This is a genomic window from Allobosea sp. Tri-44, from assembly GCF_004123845.1.
In the GTDB taxonomy this organism is placed as follows: Bacteria; Pseudomonadota; Alphaproteobacteria; order Rhizobiales; family Beijerinckiaceae; genus Allobosea.
The window spans coordinates 57,358-76,598 of sequence record NZ_NBDP01000042.1 but is presented as its reverse complement, the minus strand read 5'-3'; the positions used below and the strand labels follow the sequence as shown (position 1 = coordinate 76,598).

The 19,241-nt window shown below is 65.9% G+C and carries 20 protein-coding genes; 9 read left to right on the top strand and 11 right to left on the bottom strand.

Features of this window, described 5'->3' with window-relative positions:
• Window positions 1-140: 140 nt before the first annotated feature.
• From queC to pth, 5 genes are all read left to right on the top strand, one after another.
• Window positions 141-869 (top strand): 7-cyano-7-deazaguanine synthase QueC, encoded by a 729-nt coding sequence (queC, locus tag B6S44_RS23605; RefSeq protein ID WP_129159334.1) that lies wholly within the window; start codon window positions 141-143, stop codon window positions 867-869.
• Window positions 859-1,422, top strand: coding sequence for a VUT family protein (locus tag B6S44_RS23600; RefSeq protein WP_129159333.1), 564 nt, complete (start codon window positions 859-861; stop codon window positions 1,420-1,422). The genes queC and B6S44_RS23600 overlap by 11 nt, the downstream gene beginning before the upstream one ends.
• Window positions 1,423-1,515: 93 nt before the next feature.
• On the top strand, window positions 1,516-3,366 hold the full coding sequence (locus B6S44_RS23595) for a putative bifunctional diguanylate cyclase/phosphodiesterase (RefSeq protein ID WP_164985939.1): 1,851 nt from the start codon (window positions 1,516-1,518) through the stop codon (window positions 3,364-3,366).
• A 141-nt stretch (window positions 3,367-3,507) separates the two neighbouring features.
• Entirely contained in the window at window positions 3,508-4,125 is a 618-nt protein-coding gene (locus tag B6S44_RS23590) for a 50S ribosomal protein L25/general stress protein Ctc (protein ID WP_129159331.1), read from the top strand.
• Between the two features lie 84 nt (window positions 4,126-4,209).
• A complete protein-coding gene (pth, locus tag B6S44_RS23585; RefSeq protein ID WP_129159330.1) occupies window positions 4,210-4,824 on the top strand; it encodes an aminoacyl-tRNA hydrolase in 615 nt (204 codons plus the stop codon).
• Window positions 4,825-4,833: 9 nt separating this feature from the next.
• Here the strand turns inward: pth and B6S44_RS23580 are convergent, their stop codons facing one another.
• Entirely contained in the window at window positions 4,834-5,436 is a 603-nt protein-coding gene (locus B6S44_RS23580; protein WP_129159329.1) for a hypothetical protein, read from the bottom strand.
• A 201-nt stretch (window positions 5,437-5,637) separates the two neighbouring features.
• Between B6S44_RS23580 and ychF the strand changes: the two genes are divergently transcribed.
• Window positions 5,638-6,735, top strand: coding sequence for a redox-regulated ATPase YchF (gene ychF / locus B6S44_RS23575; protein WP_129159328.1), 1,098 nt, complete (start codon window positions 5,638-5,640; stop codon window positions 6,733-6,735).
• 194 nt (window positions 6,736-6,929) lie between these two features.
• Entirely contained in the window at window positions 6,930-7,955 is a 1,026-nt protein-coding gene (locus tag B6S44_RS23570) for a MaoC family dehydratase (RefSeq protein WP_129159552.1), read from the top strand.
• Window positions 7,956-8,005: 50 nt separating this feature from the next.
• Here the strand turns inward: B6S44_RS23570 and B6S44_RS23565 are convergent, their stop codons facing one another.
• From B6S44_RS23565 to B6S44_RS23520, 10 genes are all read right to left on the bottom strand, one after another.
• Window positions 8,006-9,313, bottom strand: coding sequence for a sensor domain-containing diguanylate cyclase (locus tag B6S44_RS23565; protein WP_129159327.1), 1,308 nt, complete (start codon window positions 9,311-9,313; stop codon window positions 8,006-8,008).
• A 53-nt stretch (window positions 9,314-9,366) separates the two neighbouring features.
• On the bottom strand, window positions 9,367-10,011 hold the full coding sequence (locus B6S44_RS23560; protein WP_129159326.1) for a class II aldolase/adducin family protein: 645 nt from the start codon (window positions 10,009-10,011) through the stop codon (window positions 9,367-9,369).
• On the bottom strand, window positions 10,008-11,117 hold the full coding sequence (gene mtnA / locus B6S44_RS23555) for an S-methyl-5-thioribose-1-phosphate isomerase (protein WP_129159325.1): 1,110 nt from the start codon (window positions 11,115-11,117) through the stop codon (window positions 10,008-10,010). Before mtnA ends, B6S44_RS23560 begins: the two co-directional genes overlap by 4 nt.
• 4 nt (window positions 11,118-11,121) lie before the next feature.
• Window positions 11,122-11,667: an adenine phosphoribosyltransferase gene (locus B6S44_RS23550; protein WP_129159551.1), complete on the bottom strand. Its 546-nt coding sequence runs from the start codon at window positions 11,665-11,667 to the stop codon at window positions 11,122-11,124.
• 108 nt (window positions 11,668-11,775) lie between these two features.
• Window positions 11,776-11,997 (bottom strand): hypothetical protein, encoded by a 222-nt coding sequence (locus tag B6S44_RS23545; RefSeq protein ID WP_129159324.1) that lies wholly within the window; start codon window positions 11,995-11,997, stop codon window positions 11,776-11,778.
• An 88-nt stretch (window positions 11,998-12,085) separates the two neighbouring features.
• Complete coding sequence (locus B6S44_RS23540) at window positions 12,086-12,961, bottom strand: S-methyl-5'-thioadenosine phosphorylase (RefSeq protein ID WP_129159323.1); 876 nt, start codon at window positions 12,959-12,961, stop codon at window positions 12,086-12,088.
• Between the two features lie 151 nt (window positions 12,962-13,112).
• Window positions 13,113-13,991: a cytochrome c1 gene (locus B6S44_RS23535; protein ID WP_129159322.1), complete on the bottom strand. Its 879-nt coding sequence runs from the start codon at window positions 13,989-13,991 to the stop codon at window positions 13,113-13,115.
• Between the two features lie 4 nt (window positions 13,992-13,995).
• Entirely contained in the window at window positions 13,996-15,267 is a 1,272-nt protein-coding gene (locus B6S44_RS23530) for a cytochrome b (RefSeq protein ID WP_129159321.1), read from the bottom strand.
• A 59-nt stretch (window positions 15,268-15,326) separates the two neighbouring features.
• Entirely contained in the window at window positions 15,327-15,878 is a 552-nt protein-coding gene (gene petA / locus B6S44_RS23525; RefSeq protein ID WP_164985938.1) for a ubiquinol-cytochrome c reductase iron-sulfur subunit, read from the bottom strand.
• A 191-nt stretch (window positions 15,879-16,069) separates the two neighbouring features.
• Entirely contained in the window at window positions 16,070-17,935 is a 1,866-nt protein-coding gene (locus B6S44_RS23520) for an ABC transporter ATP-binding protein (RefSeq protein WP_129159319.1), read from the bottom strand.
• A 287-nt stretch (window positions 17,936-18,222) separates the two neighbouring features.
• On the opposite strand from B6S44_RS23520, the gene B6S44_RS23515 reads away from it, so the two are divergent.
• Complete coding sequence (locus B6S44_RS23515) at window positions 18,223-18,681, top strand: RidA family protein (RefSeq protein WP_129159318.1); 459 nt, start codon at window positions 18,223-18,225, stop codon at window positions 18,679-18,681.
• Between the two features lie 47 nt (window positions 18,682-18,728).
• A complete protein-coding gene (locus B6S44_RS23510; protein WP_129159317.1) occupies window positions 18,729-19,202 on the top strand; it encodes a tRNA (cytidine(34)-2'-O)-methyltransferase in 474 nt (157 codons plus the stop codon).
• Window positions 19,203-19,241 lie beyond the last annotated feature (39 nt).

Sequence of the window (19,241 nt, the reverse complement as noted above, 5' to 3'; positions counted from 1 at the left end):
TCATGGCTCGGAAACGCGCCGTCATCCCGGGCGGCCGAAGGTCGACCCGGGATCCATCGTAGAACTCCGTGCTCAACGATGGATCCCGGAGCTCCGCTGCGCTGCGTCCGGGATGACGCCGCCGTGTTGGCTGAACTCACATGAACGAAACCCGGGCCCTCGTCCTCTTCTCCGGCGGCCAGGATTCCACTGTCGCCCTGGCCTGGGCGCTGGAGCGCTTCACCGCTGTCGAGACCGTGGGCTTCGACTACGGCCAGCGTCATCGTATCGAGCTTACGTGCCGCGAAACCATCCGGACCAGGCTTCCCGGTCTGTCATCGGTCTATGCCGAACGGCTGGGCACGGATCATCTTCTCGATCTCAAGACGCTCGGCGCGATCTCGGACACCGCGCTCACCAGCGAAAGCGAGATCGCCTTCACTGATGCCGGCCTGCCGACGACCTTCGTCCCCGGCCGCAACCTGATCTTCCTGACCTTTGCAGCGGCGCTGGCCTATCGCCGCGACTGCAAGCACATCGTCCTCGGCGTCTGCGAGACCGATTATTCCGGCTATCCCGATTGCCGCGACGACACGATCAAGGCGATGCAGGTCGCGCTTGGCCTCGGGCTCGACCGCCGGCTCGTTCTGCACACGCCGCTGATGTGGCGCGACAAGGCCCAGACCTTCGCCCTGGCCAAGGAACTAGGCGGCGAGGCCTTGCTCGATCTTGTGGTCGAGGAGAGCCATAGCTGCTATCTCGGCGACCGAACGAAACGGCATGCCTGGGGCTATGGCTGCGGCCATTGCCCGGCCTGCGACTTGCGGGCAAGGGGCTTTGCGGCCTATGAGGCCGCACCGGACGACAGCGGACCGAACCATGACGATTGACCGGCAACGCCGTACCGAGGGCCTGATCGCGCTGGCCCTCTTTACCCTGACGATCCCGCTCGCCAACTGGCTGATCGGCAATGTCGGCACGGTCTGCGTGCCGAACGGCCCCTGCCTCGTCCCCGTCGCGCCGGGTATCAAGGCGCCGAGCGGCGTGCTGATGATCGGCCTCGCCCTCGTCCTGCGCGACATCGTCCAGCGGCGGCTCGGCCCCGCTGCGGCACTCGGCGCCATCGCCGTCGGCGCGCTGATCTCAGGACTTCTGGCGCCGCCCGCAATCGTCGTCGCCTCGGTCGCGGCCTTCCTTCTGTCCGAGCTGACCGACTTCGCGGTCTACACCCCGCTTCAGAAGCGCAACTTCGTTGCCGCCGTGGCTGCCTCCAGCCTCATCGGTCTCGTCGTCGACAGCCTCGTCTTCCTCTGGCTCGCCTTCGGCAGCCTCGACTTCCTCACCGGCCAAATCATCGGCAAGGCCTGGATGATGCTGCTGGCGCTGCCGCTGATGCACCTGCTGCGCCGGCGTGACGAGCGGATCGGGCTTTCTCCCGCCTGAAGATCAGAAAAACCGACAATTCGACCTAAGCGCGAAACGGCGGTTTCACGCCCCTGCGGCATGGTGGCACCTCCCGCCCTGCCGAGTGCCCCGATGCGCCGTCACGATTCCGTCGAGCGTCTGCAATCCCTGCAAAACGCCATCCTGGAATCGATCGCGCGCGGTGAGGAACTGGCGGCGATCATGACGGCGCTCTGCGAGCGGGTCGAGGCGCTCGCTCCCGGCGTCGTCTGCTCGGTCGTGACGATCGACGACGATTTCAGACTGCGCCCGATCTCGGGGCCGAGCTTGCCGAGCAGCTATGGCGAGGCGGTCAATGGGATCCCGATCGGTCCGCGCGTCGGCTCCTGCGGAACGGCGATCTACAGCAAAAGCCCGGTCGAGGTGACCGACATCGCATGCGACCCGCGCTGGGAAGGCTATCGCGAACTCGCGCTGCCGCTTGGGCTGCGCGCCTGCTGGTCGAGCCCGATCGCAGCGCGTGACGGCCGGATCGTCGGCAGCTTCGCCTTCTATTATCGCGAGCAGCGCGGCGCGACGCCTTTCGAGCGTCGGATCGTCGAGACCTGCGTCCATCTCTGCGCCATCGCGATCGAGCACGAGGAGGTCAACGCCCGCAATCACCGCCTCGCCTATTTCGATACGCTGACCGGGTTGCCGAACCGGGCTCGCTTCAATGAGGTGATCGCGCAGGCGACGAGCCGGTCCGACTTTGGGCTGATGCTGATCGACATCGACCACCTCAAAGCGATCAACGATACGATGGGTCATGCCGTCGGCGACTTGCTGATCGAAGCCGTCGGCTCGCGGCTTGCTGCGGTGGCGCCAACTGGAACGGCATTCAGGATCGGCGGCGACGAATTCGCCGTCCTCCTGCCGGGCTATGACAAGGCGGGGCAATTGCGCGGCGTGGCCGGCGCTATCCTCGCTGCGATGCAGACCCCGCTCGACTGCGAGGGAACGACGATCGTGCCCAGCGTCACGATCGGCGGGGCCATCGCCGGGGAAGACGGCGGCGACAGTGTCGTCTTGCGCCAGAATGCCGATTTCGCGCTCTACCACGCCAAGGAGACAAGGCGCGGCGGCTATGTGCGCTTCAGGGGCGGCCTGCGCACCGCAATGACGCGCCGCATCCAGACGGTCCGAACCGTGGACGAGGCGCTGAGCGCGGGGCGCCTCGTCCCCTACTATCAGCCGATCATCCGGCTCGACACCGGCGAGATCGCCGGCATGGAGGCCCTGGCGCGGCTGCGGCTGGACGATGGCCGTGTCGTGGCGGCCGGCGAATTCCAGGATGCGCTGCTCGACCCCAAGCTCGCCTATCGCATTTCGGGCCAGATGCTGGCGGCGGTTTCAGCCGACATGGCGCAATGGCTGCGCGAAGGCCTGCCGATCCGCTATGTCGGCATCAATGTCACCTCGGCCGATTTTCAGAAAGGCGACCTCGTTCAGCGCATCGTCAGGGCCTTCGAGCGAGCCCAGGTTCCGCTCGAGCATCTGGTCGTCGAGATCACCGAGCAGGTGATCATGGGCGGACGCGGCGACGGCGTCGCGCGTACCATGGCGGCCTTGCGCGAACGCGGCATCCTGGTTGCGCTCGACGATTTCGGCACCGGCTTCGCCTCGCTCACTCATCTGCTCGACTTCCCGGTCGACACGATCAAGATCGACCGCTCCTTCGTCGAAGGCATCGACGGCGGAAAGAGAAGCGGCGCGATCGTCGAGGCGCTCATCGGCATCGCGGGCCGGCTCGGCATGCGGCTCGTGGCGGAAGGCATCGAAAGCGAGAGTCAGGCGCGGCGCCTGGCCACGATGGGTTGCCGGCTCGGCCAAGGCTACCACTATTCGCGGCCGATGCCGGCCGAAGCGGTCGCCGCCTTCGTTCGCAGCTTCGCCCGGCCGGCGCCAGTCGCCATCTCGCATTCGGCTGCCACGGCGGCCTGAATCGGCCTGCGGGCTTGAGATTGTCTGCGGTTTCGCCTATGAGCCTGCTCGCGTCCCACTGACACCCTTGGAGGCAGGGACGCGAACCGCAATGGCCGCCCGCTGGCGGCCATGTCTTTTAAAAAGCTAAGGATCAAACACATGACCGCCGTGAAGCAGATTCAGGCTTCGGCGCGCGCCCAGGTCGGCAAGGGGGCCGCCCGGGAAGTTCGTCGCCAGGGCCTCACTCCCGCCGTGATCTACGGTGCGGGCGAAACGCCTGTGGCCATCGCGCTCGATGCCAACAAGACCCGCCAGATGATCTATGCTGGTCACTTCCTGACCACGCTGTTCGAGATCGACGTCGACGGCAAGAAGACGCGCGTCATCCCGCGCGACTACCAGCTCGACCCGGTCAAGGATTTCCCGATCCATGTCGACTTCCTGCGGATCGCTGCCGGCCAGACCATCAAGGTCGAGGTTCCCGTGCACGTCGTCGACCAGGACCAGTCGCCCGGCCTGAAGAGCGGCGGCGCTCTGCAGATCGTCGAGCACTCGCTCGAGATCGAAGTCGCCCCCGAGAGCATTCCTGAGTTCATCGAGGTCTCGGTTGCCGGCCTCGAGGTCGGTGATACGCTCCACAGCGACGCGCTCAAGCTGCCGGCGGGCGTCAGCCTGACCTCGACGAAGGATCGGACACTGGTCACGATCATTCCGCCGACGGTCGAGGCCGACGAGCCTGCCGCCGCCGAGGGCGAAGCCGAAGCCGCCAAGGCCTGAGCCGGACGTTCCTTCGGGACAATGCTTGCGAACGGCCGGGCATGCCCGGCCGTTCTGCTATGATAACCGGTGCGGAACCCCACGATGCTGATCTTCGCCGGCCTCGGCAATCCGGGCTCCCGCTATGCCCGCAACCGCCACAATATCGGCTTCATGGCAGTCGAGGCGATCGCTCGCGCCGCCCGTGCCGCGCCCTGGCGCGCCCGTTTTCAGAGTCATGCCTGCGAGGCGACGATCGGCGGCGAGAAGGTGCTGCTGCTCATGCCACAGACCTTTATGAACGAATCCGGCCGTGCGATCGGCGAAGCCGCGCGCTTCTTCAAGATCGAGCCGGCCGACATCATCGTCTTCCATGACGAGCTCGATCTGCCGCCGGCCAAGCTGCGCGTGAAGCTCGGCGGCGGCAATGCCGGCCATAACGGCCTGCGCTCGACCACGGCCGCGATCGGCAACGAGTATCGCCGGGTGCGGATGGGCATCGGCCATCCCGGCGACAAGGCACTCGTCCACCCCTATGTGCTGAATGATTTCGGCAAGGCCGAAGAGCCCTGGGTCGAGGACCTCTGCACCGCCTGCGCCGACAATGCCGCCCTGCTGGCGCCCCATGACGACGCCGGTTTCCAGAACAAAGTCCACTTGTTCATGGAGGCGCGCGGCCATGGTGCCGTGAAACGCCTCGGCGAGAAGGCGACGGACTAGGGCTCGCTGTCACAGCGGTAATTGCGCACCCGCCTTGGCAATCGTCACCCGGCTGCTCGACAGGCTACCATCTGCCTGCCGGCTAGCGGTCATCGCCACCTGGGCCCCAGCGACGAGGTCGCCGGTCTGCGCCGGCGCCGCCATGATGATGTTGGCCTCGGGCGGGATCGCGATCGTCTGCTCGCCACCGGGATAGGTCAGCGTGACGCTGCCGCCTTCGACCTGCGAGACCGTCTCGGCCACCGTCGCGTTCGTCATCGTCGAATCCGGCAGAACGCCCCAGGGCTTGTGGCCCTCGCCCGTGCCGCGCATCGCCTCGGGAAAGATGAAGACCTGCACGGCCGCCAGCCCGCCCCCAGCCTGTGGGCGGGCGCCTACGCCGACGAAGCTGCCCTTCCTGATATCCGCCATCGAGGCCTTGACCACGGCGCCAATTGAATAATTGGGCGCAAGCGCGACCGTCGTCACCGCGCCGTCTTGCGCCTTGACCGTCAGGGAATGTCCTTCGAGACGCTCGACCGCGCCGCGCACGCGTGTCTGGGGCGTCTGCGCCTGCGCATCGGCTGCGAAAGCCATGACAAGGCCGATCAGGGCGAGCGAGACAAGGCGCATGGAGCAGCTCCGGTAGCCGATCTTTTCAGTCGCGCTCCACTCGTGCGCGTTCGGCAACCGAGCCGCCATGCACTTTCGCGTGATCCGCGCTCGCGCCCGCCATCTTGTCTTTTGCTGCTCCGCACCCAATAAGGCCGGGGAGAACCGAGAGATCTTTCCGCGATGGCCGCAGCCGGCCCGCGATGCACTGGACGAGCAAGCATGGGCTTCAAATGCGGTATCGTCGGCCTGCCGAATGTCGGCAAGTCGACCCTCTTTAACGCGCTGACGCAGACGGCGGCGGCGCAGGCGGCGAACTATCCGTTCTGCACGATCGAGCCGAATGTCGGCGACGTCGCCGTGCCCGACGAGCGGCTGGAGAAGCTCGCCGCGATCGCCGGTTCGAAGGAGATCATCCCGACCCGGCTGACCTTCGTCGACATCGCCGGGCTGGTGCGCGGCGCCTCCAAGGGTGAAGGCCTCGGCAACCAGTTCCTCGCCAACATCCGCGAATGCGACGCCATCGCCCATGTCGTGCGCTGCTTCGAGGATGGCGACATCACCCATGTCGAGGGCAAGGTCGCCCCGATCAACGATATCGAGATCATCGAGACAGAGCTGATGCTCGCCGATCTCGAGAGCCTCGAGAAGCGCGTCCTGCCGCTGGAGAAGAAGGCCAAGTCCGGCGACAAGGAAGCCAAGGAACTGGCCGACCTGATGAACCGCTGCCTCGTGCTGCTGCGCGAGGGCAAGCCGGCCCGCCTCGTCCAGGTCGCGGCCGACGAGCGCAAGGTTTTCGAGATGCTCGGCCTGCTCTCGTCCAAGCCCGTGCTCTATGTCTGCAATGTCGAGGAAGCCAGCGCCGACAAGGGCAATGCCTTCTCCGAGCAGGTGAAGGCGCGCGCCGCCGAGGAAGGCGCGGTCGCCGTCGTCGTCTCGGCCAAGATCGAGAGCGAGATCGCGGTGCTGCCGCAGGCTGATCAGAAAGACTATCTCGACGCCGTCGGCCTCGAAGAGCCCGGCCTCAATCGGGTGATCCGCGCCGGCTATGCGCTGCTCCACCTCGTCACCTATTTCACCGTCGGTCCGAAGGAGGCTCGCGCCTGGACGATCGAGAAGGGCACCAAGGGTCCTGCCGCCGCCGGCGTGATCCATACCGATTTCGAGAAGGGCTACATCCGCGCCGAGACGATCGCCTATGACGACTATGTCGCCAACAAGGGCGAGAGCGGCGCGCGCGAGGCCGGCAAGTTCCGCCTCGAAGGCAAGGAATACGTGGTCGCCGATGGCGACGTGCTGCACTTCCGCTTCGCCAACTGAGGCTGTTGGCTGCTTTATGCGGCCGGTTATGCCTCCCCGTCATTCCGGACAAGCGCCGCAGGCGCGCAGCTCCGGAATCCATCGTAGACCTCCAAGCCCTACGATGGATTCCGGCGCTCCGCTTCGCTACGGCCGGAATGACGGAGCTCGGTAAAGTCGTTTGAAGCGTATCCGATGACGGGATGGAACCGGTGATGCTGTACTTCGAGGACTTCGTCACCGGCGCCGTGACCGAGTATGGCGCCCTTCCTGTCTCGCAGGACGACATCCTCGCTTATGCGAGCCGCTTCGATGCGCAGGACTTCCACATCGATCCCGACAAGGCCAGGGCGAGCTTTGTCGGCTCGCTGATCGGCTCGGGCTGGCACAGTTGCTCCCTCCTGATGCGGCTCGCGGCCGAAGCCTTCTTCCTCGACTCGACTTCGATGGGTTCACCCGGCGTCGAGGAGGTGAAATGGCTTCGACCCGTGAAGCCCGGCGATGTGCTGAAGCTGCGCTGGACGGTCTCGGAAACCAAGGAATCGCGCTCGCGCGCCGAGATGGGGCTCGTGAAATTCCGCTTCGAGCTGCTGAACCAGCGCGGCGAGCCGGTTGTCGAGCAAAATAACTGGGTGATGTTCGGCCGCCGTGGCTCCGGCTTCGAGGCTGCCGGCGGCGACTGGCTCGGGCATTCGGTGAGTTACGAGCCGCCACACGCGACCGTCGCTGTCGAGCCGCCCGCTCTGCAGACCGCCCCTCCTGGCTTCTTCGACGAGTTGGTGATCGGCGAGAGCTATGAGCTCGGCAGCCTCGTCTTCACGCCGGAGGAGATCGTCGCCTTCGCCCGCTCCTTCGATCCACAGCCCTTCCATATGGACGAGGACGCGGCGAGGAAGAGCTCGTTCGGCAGCCTCTGCGCCTCCGGCTGGCATACGGCGGCCGGCTGGATGGCGGCGATGGTCAGCCACCGCCGGCGGCAGGAGATCGCGCTCGCACCGGCCGCAGCGCCCCGGCTCGGGCCCTCGCCCGGCTTCAAGAATCTGCGCTGGCTGAAACCGGTCTATGCGGGCGACCGCATCACCTATCACTCGACCGTTGCCGACAAGCGCCCAAGCCTGTCACGTCCAGACTGGGGCCTGTTCTTCCACCACAACACCGGCGTCAATCAGAAGGGCGAGACGGTCTTCAGCTTCGACGGCTGCGTCTTCATCGAGCGCAAGAGCCGAATCCGATCAGATTGAACCAATCTGATCGGTGAATCCGTCTCTCGCTTTGAGATGGAGACCGCTGATCAGCCTGCGACGCGCCGCGAAGCCGCCGGCGGGCTCGCCAGCTCGATGCGATCGCGGCCATTGCGCTTGGCGGCATAGAGCGCCTCGTCGGCACGAGCGTGCAGGCCCGTGCCGTCCAGCGGACCTTCTCCCGCGCAAAGTCCGATCGAGACGGTCACCCCTGTCAGTTCGCCATGAAGCAGGCGCCACGGCACGCGCCGCAAGGCACGGCGGATGGCCGTTGCAGCTTCCTCGGCCGCCTCGATCGGGGTGTCGCCGAGCAGGACACCGAACTCCTCGCCACCGACCCGGGCCACCAGCGCCGAAGCCGAGGTGACCTGTGCCGCGATGACCCCGGCAATGGCCTTGAGGCAGGCGTCGCCGACGAGATGGCCGAAACGGTCGTTGATCGTCTTGAAGTGATCGACGTCGATCATCAGCAGCGAGAGCGGCTCCGGTCGGGCTGACGCATCGGCGAGGCGCGCGACAAAGCGGCGGTGATTGGCAAGGCCGGTCAAGCCGTCCGTCTCGGCGAGTTCGGCCAGCGCCACATTGGCGCGGCGCAAAGCCTCCTGGGCTTCCAGCAACTCCATCTGCTGGCGTTTGGCGGCTGTGATGTCGGCATGGGTGAAGAAGCTGACGCCGCCGGTGCTGTGCCGCGCGATCAGCCTGAGCCAGCGCTGGCCGGGCAATTCGATCTCGAAGGGCACGCCGTCATAGCGCAGGCCGTTGCTGATCGCCGCCCGCCAGGCGCCGGCCGGCGAGGCTTCGCGCCAGCACCAGGCGATGATCTCGTCTAATGTGCGGCCGACCACCGGCGTGCCTTTGGGCAGATCGTAGAGCCGCCGGAACGCGTTGTTGGCGGCGATCACCCGCTCCTTCGCATCCAGGATGCTGGCGCCGTCCGGTATGAAGCGGAGCGCATCCATCACCGGCAGCACCAGCTCGGGGGCCGTTTCGGCATGGCTCTCGACATCCAGCCGCTGCCAGAGCCGCACGCGGCCACCATCCGGCGCCCGCAGCGAGGATGCGCGCAACTTGCGGCCGTTGTGGATAAATTCGAAGGGCTGCGTCTGGTTCTCGTGGCGCGTCACGCCCTCTGCGACGTGTCGCGCAATCTCCGGCATTTCCTCCGGCGAGAGGCGGCGCTGATAGAACCGCACCAGATTGTCCCCATAGGGCTCGCCGACGTAGATCTCGCCTTCGTCCTCGGGGAAGAGTTGCAGGAAGGTCTGGTTCCAGCACAGGGCCCTCATCTGCTCATCGTATTCGCAAACGCCTATACCAAGGGCGTCGAGCGAATCGAGCAGATAGCGCGAGAGCTTCATCCCGCCGTCATTAGACGAGACGCCTTAACAACCAGTAAGATGCGTCTCTAAGATCAACCGACCTTTCCGTAACCGGCGAACTTCGCCGATACGCGTTGCATCTCGGCCGCGTCGAGGATGACCGGCTCGAGCCCGGAGGCCAGCAGGTCGAGATACTGTCCGGCGAGATTCTCGACTTCGGCGACGATGGTATGCGCGCCCGCCAGGCTTGCGCCGAGCGCGATCACGCCGTGATTGGCGAGCAGCACGGCCTTGCGACCATGCAGCGCCCTGACCGCGTTGGCAGCGAGCTCCGGCGAGCCGAAAGTGGCATAGTCGGCACAGCGCACATCGGCCCCGCCGCATAGGGCGATCATGTAATGGAAGGCCGGGATGCCACGGCGCGCGCTGGCGAGCGCGGTGGCCCGCGGCGAGTGCGTGTGGACGATCGCCTGCGCATCAGGCCGAGCCTTGTAAATCTCGATATGGAACGGCCATTCCGACGATGGCTTGCGCTCGCCCGAGAGCACCGCGCCGTCGAGCGAGAGATGGATCAGGTCCTCCGGCTTTGTCTTCGCATAGGGCAGCCCCGACGGCGTGATCAGCAACCCGCCTTCGAAACGGGCCGAGACATTGCCCGATTTCGACGGGCAGAAGCCGGCGCGGTCGATCGCCTGCGCGACCTCGACGATCTCCTGCCGCAACGCCTGCTCGTTCATGCCGCCTGTCCCTGGGCAAGGTCCGGAAAGAGCCGGCGCAGCCCGTCAAGGCTCGCGGGTGCGATGCCGCGCTCGGTGATCAGGCCGGTGACGAGACGGGCCGGCGTGACGTCGAAAGCCGGATTGCAGGCCGGGCTGCCGGGCGCCGCAACCTGGAAGAAGCCGGTGCGACCATCCTCGCTCTGGCCGAACAGATGCGTGACCTCGGTGCTTGCGCGCTCCTCGATCGGGATCTCCTTCAGCCCGTCCTGCAGTGTCCAGTCGATCGTCGGCGATGGCAGCGCGACGTAGAACGGCACGCCATTGTCCCTGGCCGCCAGCGCCTTGAGATAGGTGCCGATCTTGTTAGCGACGTCGCCGGTCGCGGTCGTGCGGTCGGTGCCGACGATCACCATGTCGACCTGGCCGTGCTGCATGAGATGGCCGCCGGCATTGTCGACGATCACGGCATGCGGCACGCCATGGCTGCCGAGCTCGTAGGCCGTCAGCGCCGCGCCCTGGTTGCGCGGCCGCGTCTCGTCGACCCAGACATGGACGGGGATGCCGGCATCATGCGCGAGGTAAATCGGCGCCAGCGCCGTGCCCCAGTCGACGGTGGCAAGCCAGCCGGCATTACAGTGGGTCAGGATGTTGACCGGTTCGCCCGCTGGCTTCTTCGCCGCGATCTCGCGGATCACGCCGAGCCCGTGCTCGCCGATGGCGCGGCAGAGCGCGACATCCTCGTCGCAGATCGCCGCCGCCTCGGCATAGGCTGCGCCGACGCGCTCGTCTTCCCGCAGGTCGATCAGGCGCTTGCGCATCCTCGCCAACGCCCAGTGCAAATTGACCGCTGTCGGCCGTGTCGCGCCAAGCAGTGTCAGCGCCTGCTCAAGGGCTGCATCAGAGGCATCGACCCGCAGCGCCAGCGCCACGCCATAAGCCGCCGTCGCCCCGATCAGGGGCGCCCCACGCACCGTCATGTGGCGGATGGCGTGAGCCGCTTCATCGGAAGTCGCGAGCCGGACAGTCTCGAAATGGAAGGGCAGCCGCGTCTGGTCGATGACAACAACGCCCCAGCCATCCTCGTCGAGCCAGATGGTACGGTAGTGCCGCCCGTGGATCTTCATGACGTCAATGTCCGGCGAAGGAGACCAGCGTGCGCACCGGCACGCCGAGCCGCCTGATCTTGTCGGCACCGCCCAGATCCGGCAGGTCGATGATGAAGCAGGCCGCGACCACCTCGGCGCCAAGCGAGGAGAGCAGCTTCACCGCCGCCTCCGCCGTGCCGCCAGTAGCTACGAGATCGTCGACCAGAAGGACCCTTTCGCCGCGCGAGACCGCATCCTTGTGTACCTCGATCTCGTCGGCGCCGTATTCGAGGGAATAAGGCATGCCGACCGTCTCATGCGGCAGCTTGCCCTTCTTGCGCACCGGTACGAAGCCGGCCGAAAGCTGATGCGCCACGGCGCCGCCAAGGATGAAGCCGCGTGCCTCGATGCCGGCGATCTTGGCGATCTTCAGCCCGGCGAAGGGCTGCACCAGCTCGTCGACTGCACGCCGAAACGCACGGGCATCGCCGAGCAGCGTGGTGATGTCGCGGAACAAGATTCCCGGCGCCGGGTAATCGGGAATCGTCCGGATCGCGTTCTTCAAATCGGCAAGGGCGCTGCGGTCCATCATCTCGTCCATCGGCTGCGGCGCCCCCTCTTAGCGCATGGCGCAGCCGGCGGGAACGGCGCTGCGGACCGGGCAGCGCCGCCTGCTCCGCGGGGAAACGGGTGCGCTTCAGTCGCGCCAGTAACGGCGCTGCGCACGCCATTCGCGCTCATCGCGGTAGGTCCGGCGCTCATAGACGCGCCGGCGGCCGCGATCATCGTCGCGGATGATGGTATCGACGCGGGTGTGAACGCCGTTGGACGAATTCGAACTCGAATTCGACGAGGTGTTGCCGGCAAAGGCCGGGCCGGCGGCGCAAAGGGCAATGAAAGCCAGGACGAGCGGTCGCATCGATCAGCTCCGTGGTTGGCATCAGGAGGCGCGATATGCCGCCCTTGAGCCTGAACGCCGGCTGACTGCGTCCGTTCCTTCAAGTTCATCAGGCTTTCAGTAGCCGCCCGGCCACGGCATCGAGCTTGGCCATGAGCTTGGGATCGCGGAACTCCGGCGCGGTGACGATCGCGAAGTCGAGAGCATTGTGCGAGCCGGCCGGGCATGGCTCGCGCTCACGCGGGAAATCGGCGGCGAGCCGCGCCACCAGCCGGCGCGCCTTGTCGGCATTGGCGTGCAGCACGGCGATGACGGAGGCGACGTCGACCGCGCCATGCTCCTCGTGCCAGCAATCATAGTCGGTCACCATGGCGACGGTGGCGTAGGTGATCTCGGCCTCGCGCGCGAGCTTGGCCTCCGGCATCGCGGTCATGCCGATCAGGTCGTAGCCGAGGCCCTTATAGGTCAGCGATTCGGCCAGCGTCGAGAATTGCGGGCCTTCCATGGTGACGAGCGTGCCGCCCCGGACAAAGGGCAGATCCTCCGCCGTTGCCGCCGCCGCGATCCGATCCTGCAGCGCCGGCCCGACCGGGTGCGCCACCGAGACATGGGCGACGCAGCCCTTGCCGAAGAACGAGCTGGCGCGGCCGGCGGTGCGATCGACGAACTGGTCGACCAGCACGAACAGGCCGGGATAGAGCTCGGCCTTGTAGGAGCCGCAGGCCGAGAGCGAGACGAGGTCGGTGACGCCTGCCCGCTTCAGCACGTCGATATTGGCGCGGTAGTTGATCTCCGAGGGCGGGATCGCATGGCCCCGGCCATGGCGCGGCAGGAAGACGATCGTCGTCTCCCCCATCCGGCCGATCCGGAGCACGTCGGAGGGCTCGCCCCAGGGGCTCTCGATCCGCTCTTCGCGCAGATCGGTGAGTCCCGGCAGGTCGTAGATGCCGGAGCCGCCGATGATGCCCAGAACCGCTTCAGCCATGTCGCCTGCCCTCGAAAGCTTTCCCGGCCAAGGATCAGAAGTTTGTGACGCCAGCGCAACCATGCGCGGGCCGGCAACGCGCCGATCCACAGCCTTGCTCGCAAACGAAAAGGGCCCCGTCTCCGGGGCCCTTTCCAATTCCAAATTTCGCTCAGTGCACCGAGGCGTGGTCGGGCAGGCGCGACCAGATCTTCTTCTTGGTGAAGTAGAGCAGGCCGGCAAAGAGTGCGAGGAAGAGCATCACCTGCAAACCCATGCGCTTGCGCGCCTCGAGATGCGGCTCCGCCATCCACATCATGAAGGCGGTGACGTCCTTGGAATATTGATCGACCGTCTCAGGCACCTGCGCCTTGCCGTCCGCCGCCTTCGGATACTCGACCTGCCCGTCATTGAGCGGCTTCGGCATCGCGATCAGGTGGCCGGACATGTATTCGTTGTAGTTCTGGCCGGGCAGCAGCGCCGGGAACCCCTGCGGCGGGTCCTTGTAGCCGGTCAGGAGCGCATGGATATAGTCCGGCCCGTTCTCCTGATACTGCGTGAAGATGTCGAAGATGAACCACGGGAAGCCGCGCTCATAGGTGCGCGCCTTGGCCAGCACCGACATATCGATCGGATACGCCCCGCCATTGGCCGCGCGCGCCGCCAGCTCGTTCGGGAAGGGCGACGGGAAACGATCGGCCGCACGGCCGGGACGTTCGAACATCTCGCCCGCGTCGTTGGGACCGTCCTTGATCTGATAAGTCGCGGCCAGCGCAGCCACCTGGCCGCGCGAGAATTCCGGCCCGCCGGGTTCGGCAAGATTGCGGAACGAGACGAGGCTGGCGCCATGACAGGCGGCACAGACCTCCTTGTAGATCTTGAAGCCGCGCTGCAACTGCGCCCGGTCGAACGTGCCGAACGGGCCGGCGAACGACCAGCTCACGCGCGGCGGCTTCGGGGCGCCCTCGGCGGCCAGGACCGGCGAGGCTGCAACGATGGCGAGGCCGGTGACGAGGCCCGTCAGGGCGCGGCGAAACGAGGTGGTCTTCATCTCGTCAACCCTTGACGTTCGGTTCGGAGGCGGTGGCGTGGGCCAGGCGTGCGCCCGAGCCGCCGAGCACCGAGTCGGCAATTGAGGTCGGCAGCTGCGTCGGCTTTTCGAAGATGCCGATCAGCGCCAGCGCCGCGAAGAAGCCGAAATACAGCACGGTCAGGATGCGCGAGATCGTCACGTAAGGCTCGTCGGCCGGCATGGCGCCGAGATAGCCGAGGCCGATGCAGACCAGCACGAACATCCAGAAGAACTGGCGCGCGATCGGCCGATAGGTCATCGACTTGACCTTGGAGGTGTCGAGCCAGGGCAGGAAGGCCAGGATCACGATCGCGCCGCCCATGGCGAGCACGCCGCCGAGCTTGTCGGGGATGGCGCGCAGGATCGCGTAGAACGGCAGGAAATACCATTCAGGCACGATGTGAGCAGGCGTAGCCGCCGGGTTGGCCGGAATGTAGTTGTCGGCATGCCCCATGAAATTCGGCTGGTAGAACACGAACCAGGCGAAGACCAGCATGAAGCAGACCATGCCGAACAGGTCCTTGATGGTCGCATAGGGGGTGAACGGCACGGTGTCCTTGCGGACGTCCTTCACCTCGACGCCGGTCGGGTTGTTCTGGCCGACATGGTGCAGCGCCCAGATGTGCAGCCCGACGACGCCGGCGATCATGAACGGCAGCAGGAAGTGCAGCGAGAAGAAGCGGTTGAGCGTCGGGTTGTCGACCGAATAGCCGCCCCAGAGGAAGGTGACGATCGTCTCGCCGATCACCGGCAGCGCCGAGAACAGGTTGGTGATGACGGTCGCGCCCCAGAACGACATCTGGCCCCAGGGCAGGACGTAGCCCATGAAGGCGGTCGCCATCATCAGCAGGAAGATGATCACGCCGAGGATCCACAGCACCTCGCGGGGCGCCTTGTACGAGCCGTAATAGAGGCCGCGGAAGATGTGGATGTAGACGGCGACGAAGAACATCGAGGCGCCGTTGGAGTGCAGATAGCGCAGCAGCCAGCCGAAGTTCACGTCGCGCATGATGTGCTCGACGGAGTTGAACGCCATGCTCGCGTTCGGCGTGTAATGCATCGCCAGGATCACGCCAGTGATGATCTGCGCCACCAGCATGAAGGCGAGGATGCCGCCGAAGGTCCAGAGGTAGTTGAGGTTGCGCGGCACGGGATAGGAGATCGCCGAATCGTGCACCAGCCGCACGATCGGCAGGCGCGCATCGAGCCAGCGCTCGATTCCCGTCTTCGGTTGGTAGGTGCTGTGCCCGCTCATGCTGCTCGCCTCAAGCTCTCTCAAATCCGCCGATGCCGTCTTCGCCTGCTTCAGAAGGCTCAGCCGATCTTGATCTTGGTGTCCGCGGTGAACGCATAGGGCGGCACCGGCAGGTTCAGCGGCGCGGGACCCTTGCGGATGCGGCCGGAGGAATCGTAGTGCGAGCCGTGGCAGGGGCAGAACCAGCCGTCGAACTCGCCCTTCGGCTCGCCGGGTGCGCTGCCGAGCGGCACGCAGCCGAGATGGGTGCAGCTGCCGTAGACAACGAGATATTTCTCGTGGCCGGCCTTGGTGCGCTGCTGGTCGGTCTGCGGATCGCGCAGCGTCGCGATGTTGACGGCGAGCGCCTCGTCGATCTCCTTCTTGGTGCGGTTGCGCACGAAGATCAGCTTGCCGCGCCAGAACAGCTTGATTGCCTGGCCTTCCGCGATCGGAGCGAGGTCGAGATCGATCGGCGCGCCGGCGGCAACGGTCTGCGCATCAGGCGCCAGCTGGCCGACCAACGGCAGCAGCAGCGAACCGGCACCGACCACGCCGACCGCGGCAGTGGTCAGGAACAGAAAATCGCGGCGGGTGGGTTCGGTGCCAGTCGTCTCTGTCGCGTGCGCCACGATCCAGTTCCCTGCTCGGCTGCCGGCCTGGCCGGCTCAATCAAAATCACGGCCCCCTCATAGGAGCACGGGCGCAGAGCCACCTTCCGGCGGCGCGTCGCCTGCGCGCTCTTTGGCATGCAGTTTTGATGAAGTCTACTGTCGCCCGTGCCGCACCTGTCGCATCGCAGCAACGCTGCTCTGCAGTCGGCTCAGGCCGGCATCCTGTCGCCGTCGGCGAGCGCCAGGAAGCCGCCCGACTGTCGCGCCCACAGCCTTGCGTAGAGGCCTCCACGCCGCACCAGCTCGTCATGACTGCCCATATCGACGATCCGGCCTTTGTCGAGCACGATCAGCCGGTCGAGCGCGGCGATGGTCGAGAGCCGGTGCGCGATCGCGATCACAGTCTTTCCTTCCATCAATGTGGAAAGCTGCGCCTGGATCTCGGCCTCCACCTCCGAATCGAGCGCCGAGGTCGCCTCGTCGAGGATCAGGATCGGCGCATCCTTGAGCAGCACGCGCGCGATCGCGATGCGCTGGCGCTGACCGCCGGACAGCTTGACGCCGCGCTCGCCGACGCGCGAGTCGAAGCCCTTACGCCCGTCCTGGTCGCTGAGGCCGAGGACGAAATCGTGTGCGGAGGCGCGCATGGCCGCCGCCGCGATGTCCTCCTGGCTCGCGCCGATCCGGCCATAGGCGATGTTGTCGCCGATCGAGCGGTGCAGCAGCGAATTGTCCTGCGTCACCATGCCGATCTGGCTGCGCAGCGATTCCTGCGTCACCCGGGCGATGTCCTGCCCGTCGATCAGGATACGGCCCGAATCGAGCGGGTAGAGCCGCAGCAACAGGTTGACCAGCGTAGACTTGCCCGCCCCCGAGGGGCCGACCAGCCCGATCTTCTCGCCCGGCTTGATCTCGAGGTCGAGGTCCTCGAACAGCCCCAATGGCCGGCCGTAATTGAACCGGACATGCTCGAAGCGGACGCCGCCCTGCGCGACCTTGAGCGGCACCGCGTCGGCTGCGTCCGGCAGGTCGTGCGGCTTGGCGATCGTCTCCATGCTCTCCTGCACCGAGCCGATATTCTCGAAGACGCCGCGCACCAGATGGATCAGCCAGCTCGACATCTGCACGAGGCGCAAGACGAGCCCGATCGCAGCCGCGACCGCGCCGGGCGTCATCTCGCCCTGACTCCACAAATGCAGGCAGAGCCAGGCCGTCGCCACGACCAGCAGGCTGTTCATCGTCTGCAGGATGACGCTGACCCCGGTGATCAGCCGCGACAGGCTGAGGAAGGAGGCGTTCCAGCGCGTCAGCGCATCGCGTACCGCCGAGCGCTCGGCGTCGGCGCGGGCGAAGAGCTTGACCGTCAGGATGTTGGTGTAGGCGTCGACGATCCGGCCCGTCGTGCTCGAGCGGCCGAGCGAGTTCGCCTCGGAACGCTTCTTGGCCCGCGGCACGAAATAGATCAGCAGCACGACATAGGCGGCGAGCCAGACAATCACCGGCATGGCGAGCCAGATGCTGGTCGAGCCGAAAAAGCCGAGCGCGACCGAGGCGAAGATCAGCGCGTACCAGAGATCGTCGATCACCTCGATCGTGGCGCCGCGGATCGCCTGCCCGGCCTGGATCACCCGGGACGAGAGCCGGCCGGCGAAGTCGTTCTGGAAATAGGAGAGCGCGTGCCCAAGCGTGTAGACATGGTTGCGCCAGCGGATCTGGTTGGTGATCTGCGGCACCACCACCTGGTCGACGATGGCGTGATTGGCGAAGTAGATCAGCGGCCTGAACACCGTGACGAGGATGGCCGCACCGATCAACAGTCCGCCATGCTCGCTGAAAACCTGCTCCGGCGAGTTCGTCGCCAAAAGGTCGACGAACCAGCCGACCATCAGATACATCGCCGCCTCGATGCCGGAAAAGCCGAGGCCCGTCAGCATGATCAGGGCCATCCAGCCCTTCACGCCCTTGATGTGATGCCACATGAAGCGGAACACGCCGGTCGGCGGCGTCTTGCGCTCGTCGAACGGCGCGAAGACGTCGATGCGGCTTTCAAGGAAACGGAAGAGCGGGGCGAACATGAGCTTGAAACCGCCCTCCTCAGGCAGGCAATAGACACAGGCGGATATGGTGCGCACTCCCGGTGGCGACCAGAGCCGGCAAGCGATACCTCGTCATGCCATGACAGCAGACGATGGCAAGGCATAAGCGCCAAGAGCCCCTGCTCTCTCACAGCGGCCGCAGAATCTGCGACGAAAGGATATCGACTTTGGTAGCAATCATGGCGGTCTGCCCTTGCAGGGCGCAGCCGACCCGCACAGCATGAAGCCGCGCCGCAAGAGAAGGCGGCGATCCGGAGGTCCGTTCAATGATCAGGTTTCATGCCGCCCTCGTCCTGGCGGGCACACTCCTTCTGGCAACACAGGCCTTCGCCCAGACAGCGGGCAAGACGGTGATCGCGACGCCGAATGCACCGGAGGCGATCGGCCCTTATTCCCAGGCGATCAAGGCCGGAAACATGGTGTTCTTGGCCGGACAGGTCGCGATCGATCCGAAGACGAAGCAGTTCATGAAGGACGCCGGCATCGAGGACCAGACCAGGCAGACCCTCGAAAACCTCAAGGCCGTGCTCGAAGCCGACGGCCTGACGATGGACCATATTGTCTCGACCTCCGTCTTCATGAAGGATCTCAACGACTTCGGTAAGATGAACGGGGTCTATGGCAGCTATTTCAAGACCGCCCCGCCAGCGCGCGCCACCGTCGAAGTCGCCCGCCTTCCCCTGGATGCGAAGGTCGAGATCGTCGCCATCGCCGTCCGCCCCTGAGACACATGCCTTGACGCGGGCGCGCACTGCGCAGCATGAGGCCCCTCATGCTGCGCCTTGCCCTCTACCAGCCTGACATCCCGCAGAACGCCGGCACGATGATCCGCATGGCGGCCTGCCTTGGTGTTGCGGTCGATATCGTCGAGCCTGCCGCCTTCGACGTCTCCGACCGCAATTTCCGCCGCTCCGGCATGGACTATATCGAACGGGCGGCGGTAACCCGCCACGACAGCTTCCGTGCCTTCGAGGCCTGGCGACGCGAGGCTGGCCACCGCCTCGTACTCGCCGAGACCGACGGTGCCATCGCCCATACGGATTTTGTTTTCCAGCCCGGCGACATCGTCATGGTCGGCCGTGAATCCGCTGGCGTGCCGCCGGAGGTCTATGCTGCGGCCGAAGCTAGCGTGCATATCCCGATGCGCCGGGATTTGCGCTCGCTCAATGTCGCCATGGCCGCGGCGATGGTCGTGGGCGAGGCGCTGCGTCAGCTTGGCGCCTATCCCGGGCCGGCCGATATCTGACAAAGAGATCGCCCATGACCGGACAAGCCCCCGAGACCG

Excerpts from the sequence above, each read along its gene's own strand:
- B6S44_RS23530 (WP_129159321.1), bottom strand. The coding sequence starts at position 15,267 with ATGAGCGGGCACAGCACCTACCAACCGAAGACGGGAATCGAGCGCTGG.
- B6S44_RS23550 (WP_129159551.1), bottom strand. The coding sequence starts at position 11,667 with ATGGACCGCAGCGCCCTTGCCGATTTGAAGAACGCGATCCGGACGATT.
- B6S44_RS23515 (WP_129159318.1), top strand. The coding sequence starts at position 18,223 with ATGATCAGGTTTCATGCCGCCCTCGTCCTGGCGGGCACACTCCTTCTG.
- B6S44_RS23520 (WP_129159319.1), bottom strand. The coding sequence starts at position 17,935 with ATGTTCGCCCCGCTCTTCCGTTTCCTTGAAAGCCGCATCGACGTCTTC.
- B6S44_RS23545 (WP_129159324.1), bottom strand. The coding sequence starts at position 11,997 with ATGCGACCGCTCGTCCTGGCTTTCATTGCCCTTTGCGCCGCCGGCCCG.
- B6S44_RS23595 (WP_164985939.1), top strand. The coding sequence starts at position 1,516 with ATGCGCCGTCACGATTCCGTCGAGCGTCTGCAATCCCTGCAAAACGCC.
- mtnA (WP_129159325.1), bottom strand. The coding sequence starts at position 11,117 with ATGAAGATCCACGGGCGGCACTACCGTACCATCTGGCTCGACGAGGAT.
- B6S44_RS23535 (WP_129159322.1), bottom strand. The coding sequence starts at position 13,991 with ATGAAGACCACCTCGTTTCGCCGCGCCCTGACGGGCCTCGTCACCGGC.
- B6S44_RS23540 (WP_129159323.1), bottom strand. The coding sequence starts at position 12,961 with ATGGCTGAAGCGGTTCTGGGCATCATCGGCGGCTCCGGCATCTACGAC.
- B6S44_RS23590 (WP_129159331.1), top strand. The coding sequence starts at position 3,508 with ATGACCGCCGTGAAGCAGATTCAGGCTTCGGCGCGCGCCCAGGTCGGC.
- B6S44_RS23510 (WP_129159317.1), top strand. The coding sequence starts at position 18,729 with ATGCTGCGCCTTGCCCTCTACCAGCCTGACATCCCGCAGAACGCCGGC.
- B6S44_RS23580 (WP_129159329.1), bottom strand. The coding sequence starts at position 5,436 with ATGCGCCTTGTCTCGCTCGCCCTGATCGGCCTTGTCATGGCTTTCGCA.
- ychF (WP_129159328.1), top strand. The coding sequence starts at position 5,638 with ATGGGCTTCAAATGCGGTATCGTCGGCCTGCCGAATGTCGGCAAGTCG.
- B6S44_RS23560 (WP_129159326.1), bottom strand. The coding sequence starts at position 10,011 with ATGAACGAGCAGGCGTTGCGGCAGGAGATCGTCGAGGTCGCGCAGGCG.
- B6S44_RS23565 (WP_129159327.1), bottom strand. The coding sequence starts at position 9,313 with ATGAAGCTCTCGCGCTATCTGCTCGATTCGCTCGACGCCCTTGGTATA.
- queC (WP_129159334.1), top strand. The coding sequence starts at position 141 with ATGAACGAAACCCGGGCCCTCGTCCTCTTCTCCGGCGGCCAGGATTCC.
- B6S44_RS23600 (WP_129159333.1), top strand. The coding sequence starts at position 859 with ATGACGATTGACCGGCAACGCCGTACCGAGGGCCTGATCGCGCTGGCC.
- B6S44_RS23570 (WP_129159552.1), top strand. The coding sequence starts at position 6,930 with ATGCTGTACTTCGAGGACTTCGTCACCGGCGCCGTGACCGAGTATGGC.
- pth (WP_129159330.1), top strand. The coding sequence starts at position 4,210 with ATGCTGATCTTCGCCGGCCTCGGCAATCCGGGCTCCCGCTATGCCCGC.